General features: G+C 71.3%; 19 protein-coding genes and 2 tRNA genes. 14 read left to right on the plus strand and 7 right to left on the minus strand.

Going from position 1 to position 23,565, the window contains the following annotated elements:
• Positions 1-57 precede the first annotated feature (57 nt).
• From EDD40_RS29830 to cimA, 6 genes are all read left to right on the plus strand, one after another.
• Entirely contained in the window at positions 58-3,399 is a 3,342-nt protein-coding gene (locus EDD40_RS29830; RefSeq protein ID WP_123745880.1) for a S8 family peptidase, read from the plus strand.
• Positions 3,400-3,627: 228 nt separating this feature from the next.
• The gene (locus EDD40_RS29835) at positions 3,628-4,665 is read left to right on the plus strand and encodes a 3-isopropylmalate dehydrogenase (protein ID WP_123745881.1); all 1,038 of its coding nucleotides are present in this window, start codon (positions 3,628-3,630) and stop codon (positions 4,663-4,665) included.
• A 459-nt stretch (positions 4,666-5,124) separates the two neighbouring features.
• A complete protein-coding gene (locus EDD40_RS29840; RefSeq protein ID WP_123748375.1) occupies positions 5,125-6,132 on the plus strand; it encodes a FecCD family ABC transporter permease in 1,008 nt (335 codons plus the stop codon).
• Positions 6,132-6,869 carry a heme ABC transporter ATP-binding protein gene (locus EDD40_RS29845; protein ID WP_123745882.1) on the plus strand — a complete coding sequence of 246 codons (738 nt, stop codon included), beginning with the start codon at positions 6,132-6,134 and terminating at the stop codon, positions 6,867-6,869. The genes EDD40_RS29840 and EDD40_RS29845 overlap by 1 nt, the downstream gene beginning before the upstream one ends.
• A 12-nt stretch (positions 6,870-6,881) precedes the next feature.
• The gene (locus EDD40_RS29850; protein WP_123745883.1) at positions 6,882-7,859 is read left to right on the plus strand and encodes an ABC transporter substrate-binding protein; all 978 of its coding nucleotides are present in this window, start codon (positions 6,882-6,884) and stop codon (positions 7,857-7,859) included.
• Positions 7,860-8,048: 189 nt separating this feature from the next.
• Positions 8,049-9,659, plus strand: a complete 1,611-nt coding sequence (gene cimA, locus EDD40_RS29855; RefSeq protein ID WP_123745884.1) for a citramalate synthase — start codon at positions 8,049-8,051, stop codon at positions 9,657-9,659.
• Here cimA and EDD40_RS29860 read toward each other — a convergent pair.
• Positions 9,640-10,269 (minus strand): S1 family peptidase, encoded by a 630-nt coding sequence (locus tag EDD40_RS29860; protein WP_123745885.1) that lies wholly within the window; start codon positions 10,267-10,269, stop codon positions 9,640-9,642. The genes cimA and EDD40_RS29860 overlap by 20 nt on opposite strands.
• Positions 10,270-10,325: 56 nt before the next feature.
• Here EDD40_RS29860 and EDD40_RS29865 point away from each other — a divergent pair, with 56 nt between their 5' ends.
• Complete coding sequence (locus EDD40_RS29865) at positions 10,326-11,096, plus strand: fumarylacetoacetate hydrolase family protein (protein WP_123745886.1); 771 nt, start codon at positions 10,326-10,328, stop codon at positions 11,094-11,096.
• Between the two features lie 4 nt (positions 11,097-11,100).
• On the opposite strand, the gene EDD40_RS29870 is transcribed toward EDD40_RS29865, so the two are convergent.
• Positions 11,101-12,348 carry an FAD-dependent oxidoreductase gene (locus EDD40_RS29870; protein ID WP_123745887.1) on the minus strand — a complete coding sequence of 416 codons (1,248 nt, stop codon included), beginning with the start codon at positions 12,346-12,348 and terminating at the stop codon, positions 11,101-11,103.
• A 90-nt stretch (positions 12,349-12,438) separates the two neighbouring features.
• On the opposite strand from EDD40_RS29870, the gene gltX reads away from it, so the two are divergent.
• The 4 genes from gltX (at position 12,439) to EDD40_RS29890 (ending at position 15,104) form a co-directional block, all read left to right on the plus strand.
• Positions 12,439-13,929, plus strand: a complete 1,491-nt coding sequence (gene gltX / locus EDD40_RS29875) for a glutamate--tRNA ligase (RefSeq protein WP_123745888.1) — start codon at positions 12,439-12,441, stop codon at positions 13,927-13,929.
• A 104-nt stretch (positions 13,930-14,033) separates the two neighbouring features.
• On the plus strand, positions 14,034-14,771 hold the full coding sequence (locus tag EDD40_RS29880; protein WP_236594468.1) for an HAD family hydrolase: 738 nt from the start codon (positions 14,034-14,036) through the stop codon (positions 14,769-14,771).
• A gap of 101 nt (positions 14,772-14,872) precedes the next feature.
• Positions 14,873-14,944 (plus strand) — tRNA-Gln (locus EDD40_RS29885).
• An 87-nt stretch (positions 14,945-15,031) separates the two neighbouring features.
• A tRNA-Glu gene (locus EDD40_RS29890) sits at positions 15,032-15,104 on the plus strand.
• Positions 15,105-15,288: 184 nt separating this feature from the next.
• On the opposite strand, the gene EDD40_RS29895 is transcribed toward EDD40_RS29890, so the two are convergent.
• On the minus strand, positions 15,289-15,990 hold the full coding sequence (locus EDD40_RS29895) for an IclR family transcriptional regulator (RefSeq protein WP_170185238.1): 702 nt from the start codon (positions 15,988-15,990) through the stop codon (positions 15,289-15,291).
• Between the two features lie 71 nt (positions 15,991-16,061).
• Between EDD40_RS29895 and leuC the strand changes: the two genes are divergently transcribed.
• From leuC to EDD40_RS29910, 3 genes are all read left to right on the plus strand, one after another.
• Positions 16,062-17,465, plus strand: coding sequence for a 3-isopropylmalate dehydratase large subunit (leuC, locus tag EDD40_RS29900; RefSeq protein WP_123745890.1), 1,404 nt, complete (start codon positions 16,062-16,064; stop codon positions 17,463-17,465).
• A gap of 15 nt (positions 17,466-17,480) precedes the next feature.
• Positions 17,481-18,083 carry a 3-isopropylmalate dehydratase small subunit gene (leuD, locus tag EDD40_RS29905; RefSeq protein ID WP_123745891.1) on the plus strand — a complete coding sequence of 201 codons (603 nt, stop codon included), beginning with the start codon at positions 17,481-17,483 and terminating at the stop codon, positions 18,081-18,083.
• 209 nt (positions 18,084-18,292) lie between these two features.
• Positions 18,293-19,003 carry an HU family DNA-binding protein gene (locus EDD40_RS29910; protein ID WP_123745892.1) on the plus strand — a complete coding sequence of 237 codons (711 nt, stop codon included), beginning with the start codon at positions 18,293-18,295 and terminating at the stop codon, positions 19,001-19,003.
• Positions 19,004-19,356: 353 nt separating this feature from the next.
• On the opposite strand, the gene EDD40_RS29915 is transcribed toward EDD40_RS29910, so the two are convergent.
• Genes EDD40_RS29915 through cofC form a run of 4 tightly spaced genes read right to left on the minus strand, consistent with a single transcriptional unit; the run spans position 19,357 to position 23,506 of the window.
• Positions 19,357-20,268 (minus strand): NUDIX hydrolase, encoded by a 912-nt coding sequence (locus EDD40_RS29915; RefSeq protein ID WP_123748378.1) that lies wholly within the window; start codon positions 20,266-20,268, stop codon positions 19,357-19,359.
• Between the two features lie 7 nt (positions 20,269-20,275).
• Entirely contained in the window at positions 20,276-22,576 is a 2,301-nt protein-coding gene (locus EDD40_RS29920; RefSeq protein ID WP_201437019.1) for an RNA degradosome polyphosphate kinase, read from the minus strand.
• Positions 22,577-22,635: 59 nt separating this feature from the next.
• Positions 22,636-22,848, minus strand: a complete 213-nt coding sequence (locus EDD40_RS29925) for a hypothetical protein (RefSeq protein ID WP_123745893.1) — start codon at positions 22,846-22,848, stop codon at positions 22,636-22,638.
• Between the two features lie 49 nt (positions 22,849-22,897).
• Positions 22,898-23,506, minus strand: a complete 609-nt coding sequence (gene cofC / locus EDD40_RS29930; protein ID WP_123745894.1) for a 2-phospho-L-lactate guanylyltransferase — start codon at positions 23,504-23,506, stop codon at positions 22,898-22,900.
• Between the last annotated feature and the right edge of the window lie 59 nt (positions 23,507-23,565).

Raw genomic sequence — 23,565 nt, forward strand, 5'->3', positions numbered from 1 at the left:
CCCCACTGGAGATGACGCTGCCTGCCCGGTCGAATCCGACCTCGCTTGGGGCACGTTGTGAGCCGATCTCGCGTTGTCGCCAGATCTGCCGTACCGGTGTTGGCGGCGATACTCGTCGCCGGGGCCACCGCCGGTACCGCACTGGCCGCGGAAGATCCACTGGCACCGTCCGTCGCGAACGCGCGCGGTCTGGATGCGGGCAAGTTGCAGTTGAAGGTGTCCGACCGGCTGACGGCCGCCAAGGGCAGGGTCACCGCGTTCGTGGAGCTGGAGGCCAAGCCGGCCGTCGACACGTTCGCCGAGAAGACCAGCCAGGGCGCGACGAAGCAGCAGGCCAAGGACGCCGCCAAGGCCACGAAGAACGACACCGGTCGGGTCACCGACGTCGTCGTGGACGCCTTGAAGGGCAAGGACTCCGCCACCAAGGAGCTGTTCCGCACCGCCAACGGCGTGCCCGGCGTGGTCGTGCGGGCCGACGCCGCGAAGGTGCGCGAGCTGGCCCAGCGCGCGGACGTGAAGTCCGTGCGCACCGTGGTGCCGAAGTCCCGCCAGAACTCCACCGCCGTGCAGCTGACGAACACGCTCAAGGCGTGGCAGGAGTACGGCAAGCTCGGCGACGACACCCGCATCGGCATCATCGACACGGGCATCGACTACACCCACAGCGACTTCGCGGGCCCCGGCACCATCGAGGCCTTCCAGGCGATCGACGAGACCAAGGTCGACGCCTCGTACTTCCCGACCCCCAAGGTGGTCGGCGGCTACGACTTCGTCGGCAACGCCTACGACGGCGAGAGCGACGACCCGGCGGTCAACACCCCGAAGCCGGACCCGAACCCGCTCGACTGCAACGGCCACGGCTCGCACGTCGCCGGCACCGCGGCGGGCTTCGGCGTCAACGCCGACGGCTCCACCTTCAAGGGCGACTACACCAAGCTCACCCCCGAAGCGCTGGACGCCATGCGGATCGGTCCCGGCACCGCGCCGAAGGGCTTGCTGTACGCGCTGAAGGTCTTCGGCTGCGAGGGCTCGACCAACGTCACCTCGCAGGCCCTGGACTGGGCGCTCGACCCCGACGGCGACGGCGACTTCTCCGACCACCTCGACGTGGTCAACCTGTCGCTCGGCTCCGACTACGGCGCCCCGGACGACCCGGACAGCCTGTTCGTGCGCAAGCTCAACGCCACCGGCGTGCTGACCGTGTTCTCCGCGGGCAACGGCGGCGACCTGTACGACATCGGCGGCTCGCCGGGCAGCACCCCCGAGGCGCTGACCGTGGCCAGCACCCGCGACTCGTACGTGCTGCGCGACGCGGTCGAGGTGACCGCGCCCGGCAGCGTCGCGGGCCGCAAGCCCGGCCAGTACAGCGTGGCGTTCAACTACGAGGGCCTGAACCTCACCGCCCCGGTCGTGGGGATGGGCGACGCGGCCAACAAGGACGGCTGCCTGCCGTTCTCGGCCGCGGACAAGGCCGCCGTCGCGGGCAAGATGGTGTGGCTGGAGTGGGACGACAACGACGCCACGCGTCGCTGCGGCTCGGTCGGCCGGACCAACAACGCCACCGCCGCCGGCGCCGTCGGCGCGGTGTTCACCTCGAACCTGGAGCACTTCAACGCGGGCATCTCCGGCAACGCGACGATCCCGGTCTTCCAGCTGACCGGCTCGGCGACCACCGCCCTGCGCCCGGCGCTGGCGGCGGGCACGCTCGTCGTCCGCCAGGCGGGCGCGCTGCGCACCTCGCTGCCCACGTTCGACCAGTCCATCAGCGACACCCCGAGCTCGTTCACCTCGCGTGGCGTGCGCGGCCCGGTCGTGAAGCCGGACGTGGCCGCGCCCGGTGACACCATCGCCTCCGCGCTGGTCGGCTCGGGCAACCAGACGATGGTCAACTCCGGCACGTCGATGGCCGCGCCGCACATCACCGGCATCGCCGCGCTCGTGCGCCAGGTCCACCCGGACTGGACGCCCGAAGAGGTCAAGGCCGCGGTCATGAACACCGCCGGCCACGACGTGAAGGCCGACGGCAAGACCTACGCGCCCAACCGCGTCGGCGCCGGCCGCGTCGACGGCAAGGCCGCGGTCGAGAACCAGGTCCTCGCCTACGTGCAGGACAACCCGGGCGCGGTGTCCGCGTCGTTCGGCACGGTCGAGGTGGCCGCGCCGGTCAGCCTCACCAAGACCATCAAGGTGGTCAACAAGTCCACCAAGTGGGTGGACTACACCGTGGGCTACGAGGCGCTGACCCAGATCCCGGGTGTGCGCTACGAGCTGTCCGCGAACACCGTGCGGCTCAGCCCGCGCGGCATCGCCCGGGTCACCGTCACGCTGAAGATCGACGACCCGGCGGCGCTGCGCAAGACCGTTGACCCGACGATCGAGGCGAACCACCTCGACGTGCCGCGCCAGTACCTGGCCGACGCGTCGGGCCGGGTCGTGCTCACGCCGACGTCCGGTTCGTCCGTCGCGCTGAGGGTGCCGGTGTACTCCGCGCCGAAGCCGGTGGCCGACATCGCGGTGGCCAACAACGTGCGCATCGGCGGCAAGGGCCAGGGCGTGCTGAACCTGACCGGCCGGGGCGTCGACCAGGGCGGCTACCGCTCCCTGGTGAGCGTGCTGGAGCTGCAGGCGTCCTCGCCGCAGCTGCCGGAGTGCCGCCGCAACGTCACCGACAACTGCGTGCTGAACGACACCGCCAAGGGCGGCGACCTGCGGCACGTGGGCGTCGCCTCGACCGCGCCGCTGGCGAAGGCGCAGGGCACGCCGGAGAACGCGCTGCTCGCGTTCGGCCTCTCGACCTGGGGCAACTGGTACAACCTGGGCAGCAACACCATCCCGTTCGTCGACATCGACACCAACGGTGACGGCACGTTCGACTACGAGGTGTACGCGACCAAGCTGACCGACACCGACCTGCTGGTCGCGGCCACGGTGGACCTGAGCACGGGCGCCACGGTCGACCTCCAGGGCGTCAACGGCCAGTTCGGCGACGTCGACACGAACGTGTTCGACACGAACGTGGTGGTCCTGCCCGTGCTGCTGTCGGCGCTGGGCATCGACGCCTCGGCGGACACCTCGCGGATCAGCTACCAGGTCGGCGTGTCCGGCTTCTACGTCGCGCCGGGCACGTCCAACGGCCTGGTCGACGCGATCCCGAACGCGCTGTCGTTCGACCCGCTCAAGCCGGGCCTGTGGGTGCAGGGCGGTGGCGACGCCGCGCTCTCCTACCAGGCGCGTCCGGCCACCGCGCTGGTGGTCAACCACGACGCGGCCGCCGCGGCGGCCGACGGCGCGGACAGCCTGCTGGTCCTGCACCACCACAACGCCTCGGGTGACCGGGCGGACGTGGTGAAGATCCGGGCGAAGACGACGGTCGGCCCGGCCGTCCGCTCAGTGGCCTGATCGACGTGCACCGCTCTGGCCGGTCGGGGGTTGCCCCGGCCGGCCAGAGCCGTTTAAGCGCATCGGGTGACGACCGAACGGGTGCACTGGACCGTTCGGGTGTCCCGCAGTCCGGGAGATATGACCACGGAGGGGTGTTCCGAGTGCGGTTTCGCCGCCTCGGACCGGTAGCCTTTCGCAAAGGAAACTAGTCCCGCGCAATGGGACTTATACCTGGGAGGTGTGTGGATGCGGCTCGCAGTGATCCCAGGAGACGGGATCGGGCCCGAGGTCGTCGCCGAGGCCCTGAAGGTGCTCGGTGAGGTCGTTCCAGCGGCTGAGATCACCCGCTACGACCTCGGCGCGGCGCGCTGGCACGCCACAGGTGAGTTGCTGCCGGAGTCCGTGCTGGGGGAACTCCGTCAACACGACGCGATCCTGCTCGGCGCCGTGGGCGACCCGTCGGTGCCGAGCGGAATCCTGGAACGCGGCCTGTTGCTGCGGCTCCGGTTCGAGCTCGACCACCACGTGAACCTGCGCCCGGCGCGGCTCTACCCCGGCGTGCGCAGCCCGATCGCGGACCCGCCCGAGATCGACATGGTGGTGGTGCGCGAGGGCACGGAGGGCCTGTACGCCGGCAACGGCGGCCTCCTGCGCAAGGACACGCCGCACGAGATCGCGACCGAGGTGTCGATCAACACCTCGTTCGGCGTGGAGCGGGTGGTGCGCGACGCGTTCGCCCGTGCCGCGAACCGGCCGCGCAAGCACCTCACGCTCGTGCACAAGACCAACGTGCTCACGCACGCCGGGTCGTTGTGGTCGCGCGTGGTGGAGGAGGTGTCGTTGCAGCACCCGGACGTGACGGTGGCCTACCAGCACGTGGACGCGGCGACGATCCACCTGGTGACCGACCCGGGCCGGTACGACGTGATCGTGACGGACAACCTGTTCGGCGACATCCTGACCGACCTGGCGGCGGCCGTGACCGGCGGCATCGGGCTGGCGGCGTCGGGCAACCTCGACGTGACCAGGCGCAACCCGAGCATGTTCGAGCCGGTGCACGGCAGCGCGCCGGACATCGCCGGGCAGGGCATCGCCGACCCGACGGCCGCGGTGCTGTCGGTGGCGCTGATGCTCGACCACCTGGGCGAGTCGGAAGCCGCTCGGCGGATCGAGGCCTCCGTGGCCTTCGACCTGGCGACTCGCGACCACTCGTCGCCGGGCGCCACCTACGCGGTGGGCGACCGCCTGGCCGCCCTGGTCTCCTCGAACGTGAGGACGGGCTGACCGGCGGGAGCCCCACCTCCGGGGCGCGCGTGTCCTACGTCCGGAACACGCGTGTCCTGCGTTCGGAACACCCGAGTTGACCGCTCGGCACACGTGATCAGGGCCACCACGGCGACGTCGTGGTGGCCCTGACCGCGTGACGGGCCGTATGGTCGCCGGTGCCGCCCGTGGGGGAAGTCCGGTCGAATTCCGGCGCTGACCCGCAACGGTAGGCCGAGTGCTGCACCAGGCTCGGCGAGCCCGATCACCCGTGGGCGGTGGGAAGAAGCTCCAACTCCTGCCGTGGTCTGCGGGACGGGTGCGCCGGCCTGCCGCGAGCGGGTGCGGGTGGCCGGTCTGGGCCACCCGTCCGAAAGGCGACCGGTGACCTCCACCAGCAACCGGGGCACGGCCGACCGCACCCCGCCGCCGACACCGCGCACCCCGCAGTCGACGCCGCGCCGCCCGCCCACCGCGGGCCTGTGCCTCGTCCTCACCGCCGTCCTCGCCGTCTCGGTCGTCGCCGGCGTCGCGCTCGGCCCGGTGAACGTCCCGTTCGGCGACGTCCTCCGCTTCCTCGGCGCCGCGCTCACCGGCGGCACGATCGACGCCGCCGAAGCGGGGCCCTACCGGATCGTGTGGGACATCCGGCTGCCCCGCGTCCTGCTCGCCGCCGTCGTCGGCGCCGGCCTGTCCGTGGTCGGCGTCGCCATCCAGGCCATGGTCCGCAACGCCCTGGCCGACCCGTACGTGCTCGGCATCTCCTCCGGCGCGAGCGTCGGCGCCACCGCCGTCGTGACCACGGGCCTGTTCGCCTCGCTCGGCGTCTACGCCCTGTCCACGGCCGCGTTCCTCGCCGCGCTCGCCGCGATGGCCCTGGTCTACGTGGTCGCCGGCCGCGACCTCGCCCCGCTGCGCCTGGTGCTCACCGGCACCGCCCTGGCCTACGGCTTCTCGGCCGTCGCCATGCTGCTGGTCTTCCAGTCGCCCCGCGGCGAGGCCGCCCGCGCCGCGATGTTCTGGCTGCTCGGCAGCCTCGGCGGCGTCACGTGGGGCTCGCTGCCCGTCGCCGCCGCGGTCGTGCTGGCCGGCGTCGCCTACCTGCGGACCCGCGCCAAGCACCTCAACGCCCTGTCCATGGGCGACGAGACCGCCACCACCCTCGGCATCGACGTCTCCCGCACCCGCAAGGCGCTGTTCGGCGTCACGGCCGCCATGACCGGTGTGCTGGTCGCGGTCAGCGGCGCGGTGGGGTTCGTGGGCCTCATGCTGCCGCACCTGGTCCGCCTCACGGTCGGCGCGGACCACCGCAAGGTGCTCGCCGTCGCGCCGCTGGCGGGCGCGTGCTTCCTCATCTGGGTGGACGTCGCCGCACGGCTGCTGGCCGCGCCCGAGGAGCTGCCGCTCGGCGTCATCACGGCCGCGCTGGGCGTGCCGTGCTTCATCCTGCTGATGCGCCGCCGCGGCTACGTGTTCGGCGGTCGCTGATGGACGTCCGGCTGGAGAACCTCGCGGTCACCGACATCCTCCACGGCGTCGACCTGCACGCGCCGGCGCACGAGGTGCACGGCATCGTCGGGCCCAACGGCAGCGGCAAGTCCACCACGTTGCGCTGCGTGTACCGGGCGCTCGCGCCGTCCGGGGGAGTGGTCCGCCTCGGCGGCCGGGACATCGCCGCGATGAAGGTCCGCGACACCGCCGGGCACCTCGCCGCGCTCACCCAGGACAGCCGCGTCGAGTTCGACTTCACGGTCACCGAGGTCGTCGCGATGGGCCGCCTCCCGCACCGCGCCACCCCCGACCGCGACGACGAGGTGGTGGCCGGGGCACTGTCCCGGGTGGACGCCTCGCACCTCGCCCACCGGGGTTTCCTCAGCCTCTCCGGCGGCGAGCGCCAGCGCGTGCTCATCGCCCGCGCCCTCGCCCAGGAGCCGCAGGTGCTGGTCCTGGACGAACCCACCAACCACCTCGACATCAGCCACCAGCTCGCGGTCCTCTCGCTGGTCCGGAGCCTGGACGTGACCGTCCTCGCGGTCCTGCACGACCTCAACCTCGCCGCCGCCTACTGCGACCGCCTGCACGTGCTCGACCGCGGCCGGGTGGTGCGCAGCGGCAAACCGGACGACGTGCTCACCCCCGAAGTGCTGCGCGAGGTCTTCCACGTCCGCGCGCACGTCGTCCGCCACCCCACCAGCGGCGCGCCACAACTGCTGTTCGAGCACTAGGAGCCCACCGAAGTGAAGAAGTTCGTCGCCCTCGCCCTCCTCCTCACGACGGGTTGCGGCGCGCAGATCACGCCGACCGCCGCCACCGACGCGGTCACCGTCACCAACTGCGGCCAGGAGGTCTCGTACGCGACACCGTCCCGGGTGGTCACCAACGACACCGGCATCGCCGAGCTCATGTTCGCGCTCGGCCTCGGCGACCGGATGGCCGGTTACGTGATCGGCGGCGGCCAGGCGGGCGACGTCGCCTCGTCGCCGTGGAAAGCGGACTTCGACCGCGTGCCGAACCTCGGCGAGCAGATCACCAAGGAGCTGGTCCAGGGCGCCGGGGCGGACTTCGTCTTCGCGGGCTGGAACTACGGCTTCTCCGAGGCCACCGGTTTCACCCCGGACGCCCTCGACGACCTCGGCATCGCCACCTACCAGCTCACCGAGGCGTGCCGCAACGGCGTCGGCCAGCAGCGCGGCATCATGCCGCCGCTGGACGCCCTCTACACCGACCTGCGCAACCTCGGCCGGGTCTTCGGCGTGCAGGAGAAGGCCGAGGCCCTCATCGCGGGCTACCGCAAGCAGGTGCAGGACGCCGAGGCGCTGGTCAAGGGGCGCCGGCCGAAGGTGTTCCTCTACGACAGCGGCCTCGACCAGCCGTTCACGTCGGGCCGCAACGCCGCGCCGCACGACATCATCGGCAAGGCGGGCGGCGACAACATCTTCGGCGACCTCGACGACAGCTGGACCACGGTCGGCTGGGAGGCCGTCGTGGACCGCGCGCCGGACGTCGTCCTGATCAACGACTACGCCGACGGCGAGGCGACCACACCGGACGAGAAGCGGGCGTTCCTGACGTCCTACCCGCCGCTGGCCGACGTGCCCGCCATCAAGGCCGGGCGCTTCTTCGTGCTGCCGTACGCGGCCCTGGTGGAGAGCCCTCGCAACCCCGCCGCGATCGAGGCGTTCGCCAGGTTCCTGGTCGATAGCTACCACCCATGATGTGGGACGACCCGTCCGTGGCTTGGTATCCGCGGACGGGTTGTGGCACCATCGGCGACGTGGCTCTCCACACCGCGACCATTATTTCCCAGCGCGTCGGGTAGTGCTCCCTCGAAGCACCCGACGCGCCGACCTCTCGCATCCTGCGGGGGGTCTTTTTGTTTTCTCCAGACCCCCAGGAGCCCTCTCGTGACCCCCCTCGGCGATTCATTCCACGTCTTCGACACGACCTTGCGGGACGGTGCCCAGCGCGAGGGCATCTCCTACTCGGTCAACGACAAGCTGGCCGTCGCCCGCCTGCTCGACTCGCTCGGCGTCGGCTTCATCGAGGGTGGCTGGCCGGGCGCCATGCCGAAGGACACCGAGTTCTTCGCCAGGGCCGCGGCGGGGGAGCTGACGCTCAAGCACGCGCAGCTCGTCGCGTTCGGCTCCACCCGCAAGGCGGGCGTCAAGGTCGAGGAGGACGCGCAGGTCAGGGCGCTGCTGGAGGCCCGGACGCCGGTCGTGACGCTGGTCGCCAAGTCCGACCGCAGGCACATCGAGAAGGCCCTGCGCACCGACGTGGCGGAGAACTGCGCGATGGTCCGCGACACCGTGGCCTTCCTGGTCAACGAGGGCCGCCGGGTCTTCCTCGACGCCGAGCACTTCTTCGACGGCTTCGCCCACGACCCCGACACCTCGCTGCGGGTGCTGGAGTCCGCAGTGGAGGGTGGCGCGGACGTCGTCGTGCTGTGCGACACCAACGGCGGCCAACTGCCCCTGGGCCTGGCCGAGACCGTCGCCGACGTGGTAGCCCGCACGGGCTTCCGGGTCGGCATCCACTGCCAGGACGACACGTCCTGCGCGGTGGCCAACACCATCGCCGCGGTGCAGGCGGGGGCGACCCACGTCCAGTGCACCGCCAACGGCTACGGCGAGCGGGCGGGCAACGCGGACCTGTTCGCCGTCGTCGGGAACCTCGTGACCAAGCTGGGCCTGCAGGTGCTACCGCACGAGTCGCTGGCCGAGCTCACCCGGGTCTCCCACGCGTTGGCCGAGATCGCGAACATCGCGCCCGACACCCACCAGGCCTACGTCGGGTCGTCGGCCTTCGCCCACAAGGCGGGGCTGCACGCGAGCGCGATCAAGGTGGACCCGGAGCTGTACAACCACATCGATCCGGACACCGTCGGCAACGACATGCGGGTGCTGGTCACCGAGATGGCGGGTCGGGCCAGTCTCGAGCTCAAGGGACGTGAGTTCGGGATCGACCTGACCCGCCGGCCCGACGCGCTCACCAACGTGGTGCGCAAGGTCAAGGAGCTGGAGGCGGGCGGCTGGTCGTTCGAGGCCGCCGACGCCTCCCTGGAACTGCTCCTCAAGGCGGAGATGTCCGACCTGGGCGCGCCGCCGTTCACGCTCGAGTCGTACCGCGTCGTGCTCGACCACCACCAGGACGGCTCGATCGTGTCCGAGGCCACGGTCAAGGTGCACGTGGCGGGCGAGCGCGTCATCGCCACCGCCGAGGGCAACGGCCCGGTGCACGCGCTGGACGCGGCGTTGCGCAAGGCGCTGCTGCCCCACCTGTCGTGGTTGGACGTGGTGGAGCTGAACGACTACAAGGTGCGCATCCTCCCGGGTTCCCACAACTCGGCCGAGCACGGCACCGACGCCGTCACCCGCGTGCTGGTGGAGTCCACCGACGGCGAGCGCGAGTGGACCACCGTGGGCGTGCACGGCAACATCGTCGAGGCCAGTTGGCTCGCCCTGTGCGACGCGCTCGTGCACAAGGCGCTGCGGGTCAGCCCGTCACCAGCGTGAACCCGTTCTCGGCCAGGATGCGGTTGAGCGGGTAGAAGAAGGACGAGCCGCCGACCGAGCAGTTGCCGCTGCCGCCGAGCGAGTGCCCCTGGGCCTGCGAGCCGGTGAACACCGGGGCCCACTGGTCACCGGGCTCGGTGCACACGGTCGTCCGCGTCAACCCGTAGACGACCCCCTCCGGGTAGTTGACGGTCACGTTCTTGGCCTGCACGGCGCCGCACCGCAACCCGGTGGTGCGGCCCGCCGCGCAGACCTGGCCGCCGACGGGCGTCTCCGCCGAGCCGGTGATGGTGCCGGACCCACCGGCGATGGTGGGCCGCTGGACCCAGGCCGCGGTGTTGGTGATCCGGACGACCGCGTAGGTCGTCCGGACCGCGACGATCGGGCCTATGTCCACCATGCCGGGGCCGCGGACGGTGGTGCCGACCGTCCCGCAGGACGGCGACACGAGCAGGTGGCCGCGGACGTTGAAGCCGTTGGCGCAGCGCGTGCCGTTGGCCGGGTAGAGGGCGGTGCCGGCCTCCAGCGGGGTCGGCAGCGCGGCGGTGGCCGCCGCGGCGGGCGCGGCCGCGGCGACGAGCAGGGTCAGGACGAGCAGCAGGGTTCGCATCCCTCCGACGCTAGGCACGCGCGGTGCGGTTTCCAGCCGCCGGTTAGGGTGATCTCGTGCGCATTGCCCGTATCGCCCAACCCGACGGCCTGGCCTTCGCCGCGATCGAAGGCGACGGCGACGACCTCACCGCCGTCGAGATCGCCGACGACCCCTTCGCCAACCCGACGTTCACCGGTCGCCGGTGGCCGCTGGCCGACGTCCGACTGCTGGCGCCGTTCCTGCCGCCCAAGATCGTGGCCATCGGCCGCAACTACGCCGAGCACGCCGCCGAGCTGGGCAACGAGGTGCCGGACAGCCCGTTGATGTTCCTCAAGCCCAACACCGCGGTGATCGGGCCGAACGCGGACATCAAGCTGCCCGCGGTGTCCGAGCGGGTCGACTTCGAGGGCGAGCTGGCCGTGGTCGTCGGCGTCGGCGGCCGGGACATCCCCGCCTCGCGCGCCCGCCAGTCGATCCTCGGCTACACGATCGCCAACGACGTCACCGCGCGCGACCTGCAGAAGGCCGACGGCCAGTGGACGCGGGCCAAGGGCTTCGACACGTTCTGCCCGCTGGGGCCGTGGGTCGAGACCGACTTCGACCCGTCCGACGTGGCCATCCGCACCGAGGTGGACGGCGTGGTCAAGCAGGACTCGCGCACCTCGATGCTGGTGCACGACATCCCCGCGCTCATCGAGTACATCTCGTCGGTGATGACCCTGCGACCGCTGGACGTGATCCTCACCGGCACCCCCGCCGGCGTCGGCCCGCTGACCGCCGGGCAGAGCGTCTCGGTGACCGTCGAGGGCCTGGGCACGCTGACGAACACCGTCACCAACCGCTGAGGCGTCAGCTCCGCTCGATGCGCTCGGGCGCGCGCCGCGCGAACCGCGGCGCGTGCTCGGGCCTCAGCCCGATCGCCACCAGGTAGGCGGGCACGACCTGGAGCCGCGGGAACCGCTGCATCAGCCGGATCGGCCGCGGCACCCGGCCCCGCGCCGCGCTCGACGTGCCCGCCAGCGTCGGCTTGAGGAACGAGTCCTGGATCCGCCGCTGGATCGCCTGCGTCACCGCGGTCGGCAGCCACCGCCTGCGCCGCACCTTGGCCAGCACCTTCTGGTCCAGCTCGCCCCGGCGCAGCGGACCGGCCACGAGCGTCGCGGCGGCCACCGCGTCCTGCACGGCCAGGTTGATGCCGACACCGCCGATGGGCGACATGGCGTGCGCCGCGTCACCGATGCACAGCGCGCCGTCGGCGTGCCAGCGCCGCAACCGGTCGAGCTTCACGTCGAGCAGCTTCACGTCGTCGAGCGACTCGAGGGTCTCCAGCCGCTCCTCCAACCACGGCACGAGTGTCGCCATCCGCCGCCGGAACGCGGCGACCCCCTCGGACCGCAGCAGCTCGTCGGTGCCCTTGCGGATCAGGTACGCGCACTGGAAGTAGTCGCCCCGGTTGATCAGCACCAGCCCGTCGCTCCGGCCGAACCGGCCGGTGGCGCCACTCAGCTCGCCCTCCTCGCGCGGCAGCCGGAACCACCACACGTCCATCGGCGCGCCGAACGAGCGCACCGGCAGCCGGAGCTGCTCGCGCACCAGCGAAGCGCGGCCGTCGGCCGCGATGACCAGGTCCGCGGCCAGCTCGCCGGTCTCGCCCGACGCCGTGCGGTAGCGCACGCCCGTCACCTTGCCGCCCTTCTCGAGCAGGCCGGTGAACTCGGTGTTCATCCGCAGGGCGAACGACGGCTCGCGCCTGCCCGCGTCGGCCAGCAGGTCGAGGAAGTCCCACTGCGGCACGAACGCGATGTGCTTGTGCGCGCCGGGCAGCCTGCGCAGGTCGGCCATCGTCTGCGGGCCCGCGTCCAGCAGCACCTGCATCCGGTCCACGAGCTGGTGCGGCACCGCCGCGAACGACGGGCCCAGGCCCAGTTCGTCCAGCAGCGTCAGCGTCGACGCGTGCACCGTGTCGCCGCGGAAGTCGCGCAGGAAGTCGCCGTGCTTCTCCAGCACCGTCACCTCGACACCGGCCCTGGCCAGCACCAACCCGGCCACCATGCCGGCCGGGCCGCCCCCGACGACCACGACGCCTGTCCTCTCCATGGTCCACCCCTCACATTTTCAACACCAGTTGAATAACTTCAGGATGCTCCTGCGCGACGCCCCGGTCAAGCCCGATACTCTGATCGGGTCATGAGCGCATCAGCAGCATCTTCAGAGGTCCGCGTCCGCTTCTGCCCGTCGCCGACCGGCACCCCCCACGTGGGGATGATTCGCACCGCCCTGTTCAACTGGGCGTACGCCCGCCACACCGGCGGCACCGCGGTGTTCCGGATCGAGGACACCGACGCGGCCCGCGACTCCGAGGAGTCGTACCTCTCGCTGCTGGAAGCCATGCGGTGGCTCGGTCTGGACTGGGACGAGGGCCCCGAGGTCGGCGGCCCGCACGCGCCGTACCGGCAGAGCCTGCGCCGCGACCTCTACGCCGACATCGCCAAGCGCCTGTTCGAGGCGGGCGAGCTGTACGAGTCGTTCTCCACCGCCGAGGAGATCGAGGCCCGCCGCAAGGCCGCGGGCCAGGACCCGAAGCTCGGCTACGACGGCTACGACCGCGGCCTCACCGACGAGCAGAAGTCCGCGTTCCGGGCCGAGGGCCGCGAACCGGTGCTGCGGCTGCGGATGCCCGACGAGGACATCACCTGGGACGACCTCGTGCGCGGCGAGATCACGTTCAAGGCGGGCAACACGCCCGACCCCGTGCTGCTGCGCGCCAACGGCGACCCGCTGTACCCGTTCGTGAACCCGGTGGACGACGCGCTGATGGGCATCACGCACGTGCTGCGCGGCGAGGACCTGCTCCCGTCGACCCCGCGCCAGATCGCGCTGTACCGGGCGTTGACCCGGATCGGCGTGACCACGTTCACGCCGCGGTTCGGCCACCTGCCGTACGTGATGGGCGAGGGCAACAAGAAGCTCTCCAAGCGCGACCCGCAGTCGAACCTGTTCCTCTACCGCGACCGCGGGTTCCTGCCCGAGGGCCTGCTGAACTACCTGGCGCTGCTCGGCTGGTCCATCGCCGACGACCGCGACATCTTCACCGTGACCGAGCTGGTCGAGGCGTTCGAGCTGGACAAGGTCAGCCTCAACCCGGCCCGCTTCGACCTGAAGAAGGCCGAGGCGATCAACGCCACGCACCTGCGCGCGCTGCCGGTCGAGGACTTCGTCAGCCGCGTGCTGCCCTACCTGGTCAAGGACGGTGTGCTGCCGGCCGAGCCGACGCCGGAGCAGGTCGCCCTGCTGTCGGGCGTCGCGCCGCTCGTGCAGGAGCGGCTCGTCGTGCTGTCCGAAGCGTCCGGAATGGTGCGGTTCCTGTTCGTCGCTGAGGAGGACTTCGCGCCCGAGGAGGACTCGGCGGCCAAGGCCCTGGGCCCGGACGCGCGGCCCGTGCTCGAAGCGGCCATCGCCGCCCTGGAGCCGCTTCCGGAGTGGACGGCCGCCTCCGTCGAGGAGGCGCTGAAGGTGTCGCTTGTGGACGGACTGGGCCTCAAACCGCGCAGGGCGTACGCCCCCGTGCGGGTCGGCGTGACGGGCCGTACCGTCTCGCCGCCACTGTACGAATCCATGGAACTACTGGGTCGGAGTCGCTCGATCGGGCGATTGCGCCGCGCGCTCGGGGCAATCTGACTGGTGCGTTCGGGCGGTTCAGGGGTGCTTGACCGTGCAAGAACCCCTAGATATCACCTCTCTGGTCGAGTCGGACGAGGGGCGACCGCACCTAGCCTCACGGGGTGACAACCGCAGCCCCGACCTTCACCCCTCGGAGAACCGGCGAGATCCGGGCCGTGTGCCTCGACGTCGACGACACCCTCGTCGACTACAGCACCTCGTCCCGGGCCGCCCTGGCCGCGATGGTCGGCAACGCCGACGCCTGGCCGCTGTGGCAGCGCATCACGGATGAGCACTGCGAACGGCTCCTCGCCGGCGAGCTCGAGTACGAGACGATGCGCAACATCCGCACCCGTGCCTTCTTCGCGGCCCTCGGCGAGGAGTTGGACCAGGAGGAGGCGACCCGCCGGGAACTGCGCCGGCAGGAAGTCCTCGCGTCCGGCTGGCGGCTGTTCCCCGACGTCGTGCCCTGCCTCGAGTGGTTGCGGGCCACCGGTCTGCCCATGGCGGCCGTGAGCAACGCCTCAGGCAACCACCAGCGGGTGAAGATCGCCTCGCTGGGGCTCGCGCAGTACTTCGACACGGTCCTCATCGCCGGCGAGGTCGGCGCGGCGAAACCGGACCGGGTGATCTTCGACACCGCGTGCGCGGACCTCGGCGTGGACCTGGGTGACACGGTGCACATCGGCGACCGGCTGCACGCCGACGCGATCGGCGCCCGCGACGCGGGCATGAGGGGCGTGTGGCTGAACCGCCAGGGCCCGCGCGAAGGCGTGCTGCCCGCCGGCATCTCCGCCATCACCAGCCTCGCTGAGCTGCCGGAACTGCTGGTCTGCGAGCTGTCCGCCGCCTCCGCGTGACCCCGATTTCCGTTCCGCCGGGTACGTGGTCTAGTATTCCTCCCGGCGGAACGGAGAGGCCCCCTGAGCAAGACCGACAGGGAGTCGAACCGGGAAACCAATGGGGTATGGTGTAATTGGCAGCACGACTGATTCTGGTTCAGTTAGTCTAGGTTCGAGTCCTGGTACCCCAGCTGCGAAGTGCGAAACCAAGTGTGGTAAGCTACTCGCAACGCAGGACAGCAAGACAAGATCTGCTAAAGTGAATATCGAAAGTTCCTGGCCCCGTCGTCTAGCGGCCTAGGACGCCGCCCTCTCAAGGCGGTAGCGTGGGTTCGAATCCCATCGGGGCTACAGATCAGGGAGATCCCTGTTTCGCTTATGCGAAACAGGGATCTTTCGCATTTACACCGGGGGTCCCACCCCCGGACCCCGGGCAGGAGGGCTTCGCCCCCTGCACCCCCGCGCAAGCGGGCTCCCGTTCCCGTCACCGATCGGCGTGTAGCGGGAACGGGAGCCCGTTAGTGCAAGCCAGGCCTCAGAGACGGCTCTGGAGGGCCTCGGCGGCTGCCAGGAGGTCTGCGGCCCAGCGGGCGCCCGGACGGCGGCCCATGCGGTCGATGGGGCCGGAAACCGACACCGCGGCGACCACCGTGCCGGTGCTGTCCCGGACCGGCGCGGAAACGCTCGCCACACCCGGTTCCCGTTCCGCCACCGATTGTGCCCAACCCCGGCGACGCACTTCCAACAATGTGCGCTCGCCGTAAACGGCGTCGGCGAGAACGGACCGCTGAGTTCCCGGATCGGACCACGCCGCCAATACCTTCGCGCCGGAACCCGCCGTCATCGGCAATCGCGCGCCGATCGGCACGGTGTCGCGCAAACCACTCGGTGGTTCCGCGGAGGACACGCAGATCCGCTGCATCCCGTCCCGCCGGTACAACTGGACGCTCTCTCCCGTGATGTCGCGCAACCTCGGCAACACCGAGGACGCCGCGTCGAGCAGCGGGTCGGTGGCACCGCCCGCCAACTCCGCCAGTGCCGCGCCCGGACGCCAGCGGCCGTCGGAACCCCGTCGCAGCAACCGGTGCACCTCGAGCCCGACCGCCAACCTGTGCGCGGTAGCCCTCGGCAAGCCCGTCCGGTTGCACAACTCGGCGAGCCCACACGGATCCTTTGCGACGGCGTTCAAGACGGCCACTGCCTTGTCGAGCACGCCGATCCCGCTATGCTGTCCCACAAGCCGATACTAACTTCCCACTGTCTGGGAAGTCCAGATCTATCGACTGTCCAGATCTTGGGAGAGTTGCGATGAGCCGCACGCTCGCGGAGAAGGTGTGGGAAGCACACGTCGTGCGCCACGGCAGTGGCGCGGAGCCGGACCTGCTCTACATCGACCTCCACCTGCTGCATGAAGTGACCAGCCCGCAGGCGTTCGACGGCCTGCGGTTGGCGGGGCGCGGGCTCCGCCGCCCGGACCTCACGATCGCCACCGAGGACCACAACGTCCCGACGATCGACATCGAGCTCCCTATCGCCGACCCGGTGTCGCGGACGCAGGTCGAGACGCTGCGCAAGAACTGCGCGGAGTTCGGCGTGCGGCTGCACCCGATGGGCGACGCCGAGCAGGGCATCGTGCACGTCGTCGGCCCGCAGCTGGGCCTGACCCAGCCCGGCATGACGGTCGTCTGCGGTGACAGCCACACGTCGACGCACGGCGCGTTCGGCGCGTTGGCGTTCGGCATCGGCACGTCCGAGGTGGAGCACGTGATGGCCACCCAGACGCTGCCGCTGCGGCCGTTCAAGACCATGGCCATCACGGTCGACGGGGAGTTGCAGCCCGGTGTCACGGCCAAGGACATCATTCTCGCGGTGATCGCGAAGATCGGCACCGGCGGTGGCCAGGGCTACGTCCTGGAGTACCGGGGCAGCGCGATCGAGGCGCTGTCCATGGAAGCCCGCATGACCGTGTGCAACATGTCGATCGAGGCGGGCGCCCGCGCGGGCATGATCGCGCCGGACCAGACCACGTTCGACTACATCCAGGGCCGTCCGCACGCGCCGTCCGGCGCGGACTGGGACGCGGCGGTCGAGTACTGGAAGACCCTGCGCACCGACGACGACGCCGAGTTCGACGCCGAGGTCCGCCTCGACGCCGACGAGCTGACCCCGTTCGTCACCTGGGGCACCAACCCCGGCCAGGGCCTGCCGCTGAGCGCCAGCGTGCCCGACCCCGAGGCCATCGTCGACGAGAACGAGCGCGTGGCCGCCGAGAAGGCCCTGACCTACATGGGCCTGGAAGCGGGCACCCCGCTGCGCGACATCCACGTCGACACCGTCTTCCTCGGCTCGTGCACGAATGGCCGCATCGAGGACCTGAGGGCGGCGGCGGACGTGCTGCGCGGCCACAAGGTGGCCGACGGCGTGCGGATGCTCGTCGTGCCCGGGTCCATGCGGGTGCGCGCGCAGGCCGAGACCGAAGGACTGCACGAAGTGTTCTTGGCGGCGGGCGCCGAGTGGCGCCAGGCCGGCTGCTCGATGTGCCTGGGCATGAACCCGGACCAGCTCAAGCCGGGTGAGCGCAGCGCGTCGACCTCCAACCGCAACTTCGAGGGCAGGCAGGGCAAGGGTGGGCGCACCCACCTGGTCTCGCCACTCGTGGCCGCCGCCACCGCCGTGCGCGGCACGCTGTCGTCGCCCGCCGACCTGGTCTGAGGGAGTTCTAGGAACATGGAAGCGTTCACCAGGCACACCGGGGTCGGCGTTCCGCTGCGCAGGTCCAACGTGGACACCGACCAGATCATCCCGGCCGTCTACCTCAAGCGCGTGACCCGCACGGGCTTCGAGGACGGCCTGTTCGCCGCGTGGCGCGGTGACGAGCAGTTCGTGCTCAACCAGGAAGCGTTCCGGGCGGGCAGCGTGCTCGTCGCCGGGCCCGACTTCGGCACCGGGTCGTCCCGGGAGCACGCCGTGTGGGCGCTCATGGATTACGGCTTCCGGGTGGTCATCTCGTCCCGGTTCGCCGACATCTTCCGGGGCAACGCGGGCAAGCAGGGCCTCGTGGCGGCCCAGTGCGAGCAGTCCGATGTCGAATTGCTGTGGAAGCTGCTGGAGAACGAGCCGGGCACCGAGGTGACCGTCGACCTCACCCGGAACACGGTTGTGGCGAAGGACTTCACCGCCCCCTTCACCGTCGACGAGTACACCCGCTGGCGGCTGCTGGAGGGATTGGACGACATCGCCCTGACCCTCCGCCACGCCGACGACATCACGGAGTTCGAGCAGCGCAGGCAGGGTTGGTTGCCGACTACCGATCCGCTGCCCGCGGGGTGACCGGGGAAGGGGTCGCATTCCCTCCGAACAGCGGGAATCCGACCCCTTCGATCCCTCCGCCGGCCGCCCGGGTGTCCCTCGACAGGTCGTAATTGCCCACGCCACAACAAGAAATCTGGCGTGGCGATTGGTATTTCCTTGCATATGGGCTTACCGTGGGCAATCAGTCGGCCCGACTAGGGCCGTGAGCGTCCTGGGAGGGACTGAAGGTGAACAAGGCCCAGCTCATCGAGGCGCTCGCCGAGCGCCTTGGCGACAAGAAGAACGCCGCTGCCGCTGTCGACGGCATCGTCGACGTCATCGTCCGCAGCGTCCACAAGGGCGAGAAGGTCAACATCACCGGTTTCGGTGTCTTCGAGAAGCGCGCCCGTGCGGCACGCACCGCTCGCAACCCGCGCACCGGTGAGACCGTGAAGGTCAAGAAGACCAACGTGCCCGCGTTCCGCGCGGGTTCGACGTTCAAGGACGTCATCAGCGGCACGAAGAAGCTGCCGCGCGTGACGGCCGCCAAGCCCGCCGCCGCCGGTGCGGCGGCCAAGCCGGCCGCTGCCACCAAGGCGCCGGCGACCCGCAGCACCACCGCTCGTACCACCACTGCGCGCGCGACGCGCAGCACCGGTACGGCCACGCGTGCGGCTGCGGCAGCCACCAAGGCGCCGGCGACCCGCCGGACCGCCGCGGCTGCGAAGCCCGCCGCCACCGCCACCAAGGCCGCGCCTGCCAAGAGCACCGCGACCAAGGCCACCGCCGCGAAGGCGACGACGGCGAAGGCGACCGCGGCCAAGCCCGCGGCGGCGAAGAAGGCCACCACGGCGAAGGCGACGACGGCGAAGGCCACCACGGCCGCAGCCGCGAAGCCGGCGGCGGCAGCCGCGAAGCCGGCGGCCGCGGCGAAGAAGGCCCCGGCCAAGAAGAAGTGAAGTCGGGCCGGGTGATCACCGGCCAGGCACGCAACAGACGCTCAGGGCCCGGTGCGGACGCGCACCGGGCCCTGGCGCTTTTCTCCCCCTACCAGCCCTGTCCCGGCCCCGCAGCGACCTCTTCAGCCCCTCGGAACCCCGAACCCACGCGTGTCCTACCTCCGGAACGCCCGTGTCCTGCGTTCGGAACAGCCGTGTCCTGCGTTCGGAACAGCCGAGTCGAACGCTCGGCACGGGCCGGGGCGTGGCCCGCCGCCCGGATCGCACGCCCGGATCGCGGGTCGCCGGTGGCGAACCCGCGATGCTCGAACGGACTCCCGGCGTGACCCGACCGGCCTAGTGGGCCGGCCGGATCAGGCGGTCGGGGCGGGCAGCGCGGTGGGGAAGTAGTGCGCCGAGACCAGCCGCGGCCAGGACGTGTGCGAGTCCGAAGTGGACCAGCCCGGCTCCGGCCGCCGGAACGCCAGCAGCCACGCGCTGCCCTTCTTGCACGGCGTGCCGTCCAACGACAGACCGCCCAGGTCGGCGAGGGTGGAGACGATGTCCGGGATCACCCCGCCCTGGCTGCACACGACCGGTGTGCCGGGGCCGTCCGCGATCTCCAGCAGCCGCACCAACCCGGCCTCGCGATCCGGCCAGAACCCCTCCTCGGACAACCTCGGCTCCAGCAGCACGCCGATGCCCAGGTCCTCCGCCACCCCCTGGACGGTCTCCACGCACCGCACCCTGGGCGCGGAGTGCACCCGCACCGGCCCCCACAGCGGCAGCATCGACCGCAACCCGCCGGCCTGCCGCCACCCCGCCGAGCTCAACGGCCGCAGGTCGTCGTCACCGGGCCAGTTGTCCCGCTTGCCCGCCTTCGCGTGCCGCACCAGCAGCACGGTGGCCAAGTCGGTGGGCTCCGCCGCGAACGCCGCCAGCACCGAGCGGTCCGTGTCCTTCGTCACCAGGGAAGCCGCCTCGGCCACCGGGGCCCACCGCAGCTCGTCCACCTCGTCGTTCGGCGTGAACTCGCCCGACGCGACCCGCGCGCTGAAGTAGTCCACGACCTTCGGCTTGCCGAAAGCCCGGTACGACACCTGGCTCAGGTGCCGACCCAGCACGGCGTGGTACCCGGTTTCCTCCAGCACCTCGCGCACCGCCGCGGCCGGCACGGTCTCGCCGGGGTCCAGCTTGCCCTTCGGCAGGGACCAGTCGTCGTACCGCGGCCGGTGCACGACCGCCACGGAACCCTCGCGCCACAGCACGGCGCCCGCTGCCCGGATCACCGACTCACCCGATCGCGCGGTGGGTGCGCAGCATCTCGGTCTGGTGGTCGCGCACCCTGGTGCCGTCCGCGGGCGACGCCTCCCACTCGCCGTCCGGTTGCAGCACCCAGCACCGCGTGGTCGGTTCCAGCGCCGAGTCCATCATCGCGTCGAGCTGCGCGGTGAGCTTCGGGTCGGTCACCCGCACCTGCACCTCCACCCGCCGGTCCAGGTTGCGGTGCATCATGTCGGCGCTGCCGATCCAGTGCTCGCCCGAGCCGACGAAGTGGAACACCCGCGAGTGCTCCAGGAACCGGCCGAGGACGGACCGGACGTGGATGTTCTCCGACAGCCCCTTGATGCCCGGCTTCAACGCGCACACGCCGCGCACCACCACGTCCACCCGCACGCCGGCCTGCGACGCCCGGTACAGCGAGTCGATGACCTGCTCGTCGACCAGGGAGTTCACCTTGATGCGCACACCGGCGGGCGCACCCGCCCGGGCGTGCTCGACCTCGCGCTCGATGCGCTCCACGATCCCACGCCGCACGCCGTAGGGCGCGACGAGCAGGCTGCGGTAGTGGTCCTGCCGGGCGTACCCGGTGAGCACGTTGAACAGGTCGGTGAGGTCCGCGCCGATGGTCGGCTCGGCGGTGAGGATGCCGATGTCCTCGTACAGCCGGGCCGTCTTCGGGTTGTAGTTGCCGGTGCCGATGTGGCAGTACCGCTGGATCCGCGAGCCCTCCTGCCGCACCACCAGCGAGGTCTTGCAGTGCGTCTTGAGCCCCATCAGGCCGTAGACGACGTGCACGCCCGCCTTCTCCAGCGCGCGCGCCCACTTGATGTTCGCCTGCTCGTCGAACCGCGCCTTGATCTCCACCAGCGCCACGACCTGCTTGCCCGCTTCGGCCGCGTCGATCAGCGCGTCGACGATCGGGGAGTCGCCCGACGTGCGGTACAGCGTCTGCTTGATGGCCAGCACGCGCGGGTCGGCCGCCGCCTGCTCGATGAACCGCTGGACGGACGTGGAGAACGAGTCGTACGGGTGGTGCACCAGCACGTCGCCCTCGCGGAGGGTGGCGAAGATGCTCTTGGGCGTCTCGCGCTCGCCGAACGCCGAGTGCGTCGCGGGCACGAACGGCGCGTCCTTGAGCTGCTTGCGGTCCACGCTGTAGAGCTGCCACAGGCACGACAGGTCCAGCAGGCCGGGCACCTGGACGACGTCGTGCGGGTCGACCTCCAGCTCGCGCAGCAGCCGTTCCAGCATGTGCTCGGTCATGTCGTCGGCGATCTCCAGCCGTACCGGCGGCCCGAACCGGCGGCGCGCCAGCTCCCGCTCCAACGACTTGAGCAGGTCCTCGTCCTGGTCCTCCTCGACCTCCAGGTCGGCGTTGCGGGTGACCCGGAACGCGTGGCACTCGATCACCTGCATGCCCGCGAACAGCTCGCCGAGGTGCGCCGCGATCAGCTCCTCCAACGGCAGGAACGTCGCCGTCGGGCTGGTCCGGTCGCTCTCGACGCGGACCAGGCGCGGCACGTTGTCCGGCACCTTGATGCGCGCGAACCGCTCCGCGCCGCCCTCCGGGTCGCGCACCGTCACGGCGAGGTTCAGCGACAGGCCGGAGATGTAGGGGAACGGGTGCGCGGCGTCCACGGCCAGCGGTGTGAGCACCGGGAACACCTGGTCGGTGAAGTAGTTGGACAGCCGCAGCTGCTCGAAGTCGCTGAGCTGCGCCCAGTTGACGATGCTGATGCCGTGCTTCTCCAGCTCCGGCTGCACGTGGTCGAGGAACGCCCTGGCGTGCTGCTCGACCAGGCCCTGGGCGCGCTTGGACATGTTCGCCAGCTGCTCGCGCGGGGTGAGCCCGTCCGCGCTGCGCACCGAGAGGCCCGTCTCGTCGCGGCGCTTCAGGCCCGCGACCCGGACCATGTAGAACTCGTCCAGGTTCGAGGCGAAGATGGCCAGGAACTTCGCCCGCTCCAGCAACGGCTGGGAGGCGTCCTCGGCCAGCGCGAGCACCCTGGCGTTGAAGTCCAACCAGGACAGCTCCCGGTTGAAGTACCGGTCGTCGGGCAGGTCGGCCTGGGCCTCGGTGGCCGTGACCGCGGGCGGCGAGCTCGGGAACGACCGGGACGCGCCGTCGGCCGGCGCGGGTTGCTGCGCCGTGGCCGCCGTCGTGCCCGCACGCGTGCCGGCGGCGCCGCGGCGGGTGGCCGGGCGCGGTCGGCGGCGGGGGGTGCTCGCGGCGGGCGCGGTCCGCGGCGTCCTCGTCCGTCGCTTCGGCGCGGGCTGGTCGGGGGTGTCTTCCGTGCTCACGATCAGCATTGTTCCCCAATATGGGCGGCTGCGCGCTGAGCTGAGCCGACGAGGAAGTGAACTCCGCGTCACACCGGGCGGAGCACGCCGCGCACGTCACCAGCGGCGTCCCGCACGAGCGCGACCCGCTGGCCGGGGCGCAGCGAGCGCCAGCCGCCTTCGGCGACGGCTTCGGCCGTCACGTCGACCAGCACGCCGTCGTCGCGCAGCACGGTGGCCGAGCCGTCGGGGTGGTGGGCGCTCACCGTGGCCTGCTCGCGCGCGGTCGGGTGGTCGGTCACGGGGCAAAGCTAGCCCAAGGAGTCCTGACCGGACCGGGGGAACGGGGTCTCAGCCGCCGACGGGCGTGACGGCGGCGGCGGTGCGCGGACCCAGGCCCAGGTCGGCGGCGAGGCGCAAGTCGTCGGCGGTGTCGACGTCGTGGCGCAGCGACGGCCACGGGCCCAGCAGGGGCGTGGCCCCCGAGGTCGAGTGGGCGGCGGCGGAGCCGGGTCCGAAGGCGGGCGCGAGGTCGCCGCCGGGGGCCGACAGGAGCAGCGTGGTGCCGGTGCCCTGGCGGTCCGGGCAGAACGAGCGGCCGCGCGCGGCGGCGAGGGCGGCGGCGAGCTCCGCGGTCCGGAGGGCCGGCAGGTCGGCTTGGAGTGCGCCGATCGCGGAGGCGGGGTCGCGGGACCGCAGGACGTCGAAGCCGTGGCGCAGGGACTCGTTCAGGCCCTCGGGGCCGGGGATCGACTCGACGCCGAGCGCCCGCAGCTCCGCGACGACCGACGGGTCGGACGTGACGGCCACCACACGGCGGACGGTCGGCAGCGCCGCGGCGATGGTGTCCACCGCGAACGCCAGGGCCAGCGCCGGGCGGTCCAGCCGGGCGCCGACCAGCCGGGTCTTGGCCCGTCGCAGGGTCTTGACCGGTACCACCAGGTCGACGTCGGCTCCCACCCCGCCATACTCCCGGATGCCGGCTGGACCTGGCCAGGGGCCTCGGGCCTGATTGTCGC

It is taken from the genome of Saccharothrix texasensis, from assembly GCF_003752005.1.
In the GTDB taxonomy this organism is placed as follows: Bacteria; Actinomycetota; Actinomycetes; order Mycobacteriales; family Pseudonocardiaceae; genus Actinosynnema; species Actinosynnema texasense.

What these genes read in the sequence shown, in the direction of transcription:
- EDD40_RS29920 (WP_201437019.1), bottom strand. Translation starts at nt 22,576, where the DNA reads ATGCTGATCGTGAGCACGGAAGACACCCCCGACCAGCCCGCGCCGAAG.
- EDD40_RS29860 (WP_123745885.1), bottom strand. Translation starts at nt 10,269, where the DNA reads ATGCGAACCCTGCTGCTCGTCCTGACCCTGCTCGTCGCCGCGGCCGCG.
- gltX (WP_123745888.1), top strand. Translation starts at nt 12,439, where the DNA reads ATGAGCGCATCAGCAGCATCTTCAGAGGTCCGCGTCCGCTTCTGCCCG.
- EDD40_RS29870 (WP_123745887.1), bottom strand. Translation starts at nt 12,348, where the DNA reads ATGGAGAGGACAGGCGTCGTGGTCGTCGGGGGCGGCCCGGCCGGCATG.
- leuC (WP_123745890.1), top strand. Translation starts at nt 16,062, where the DNA reads ATGAGCCGCACGCTCGCGGAGAAGGTGTGGGAAGCACACGTCGTGCGC.
- EDD40_RS29845 (WP_123745882.1), top strand. Translation starts at nt 6,132, where the DNA reads ATGGACGTCCGGCTGGAGAACCTCGCGGTCACCGACATCCTCCACGGC.
- leuD (WP_123745891.1), top strand. Translation starts at nt 17,481, where the DNA reads ATGGAAGCGTTCACCAGGCACACCGGGGTCGGCGTTCCGCTGCGCAGG.
- EDD40_RS29835 (WP_123745881.1), top strand. Translation starts at nt 3,628, where the DNA reads ATGCGGCTCGCAGTGATCCCAGGAGACGGGATCGGGCCCGAGGTCGTC.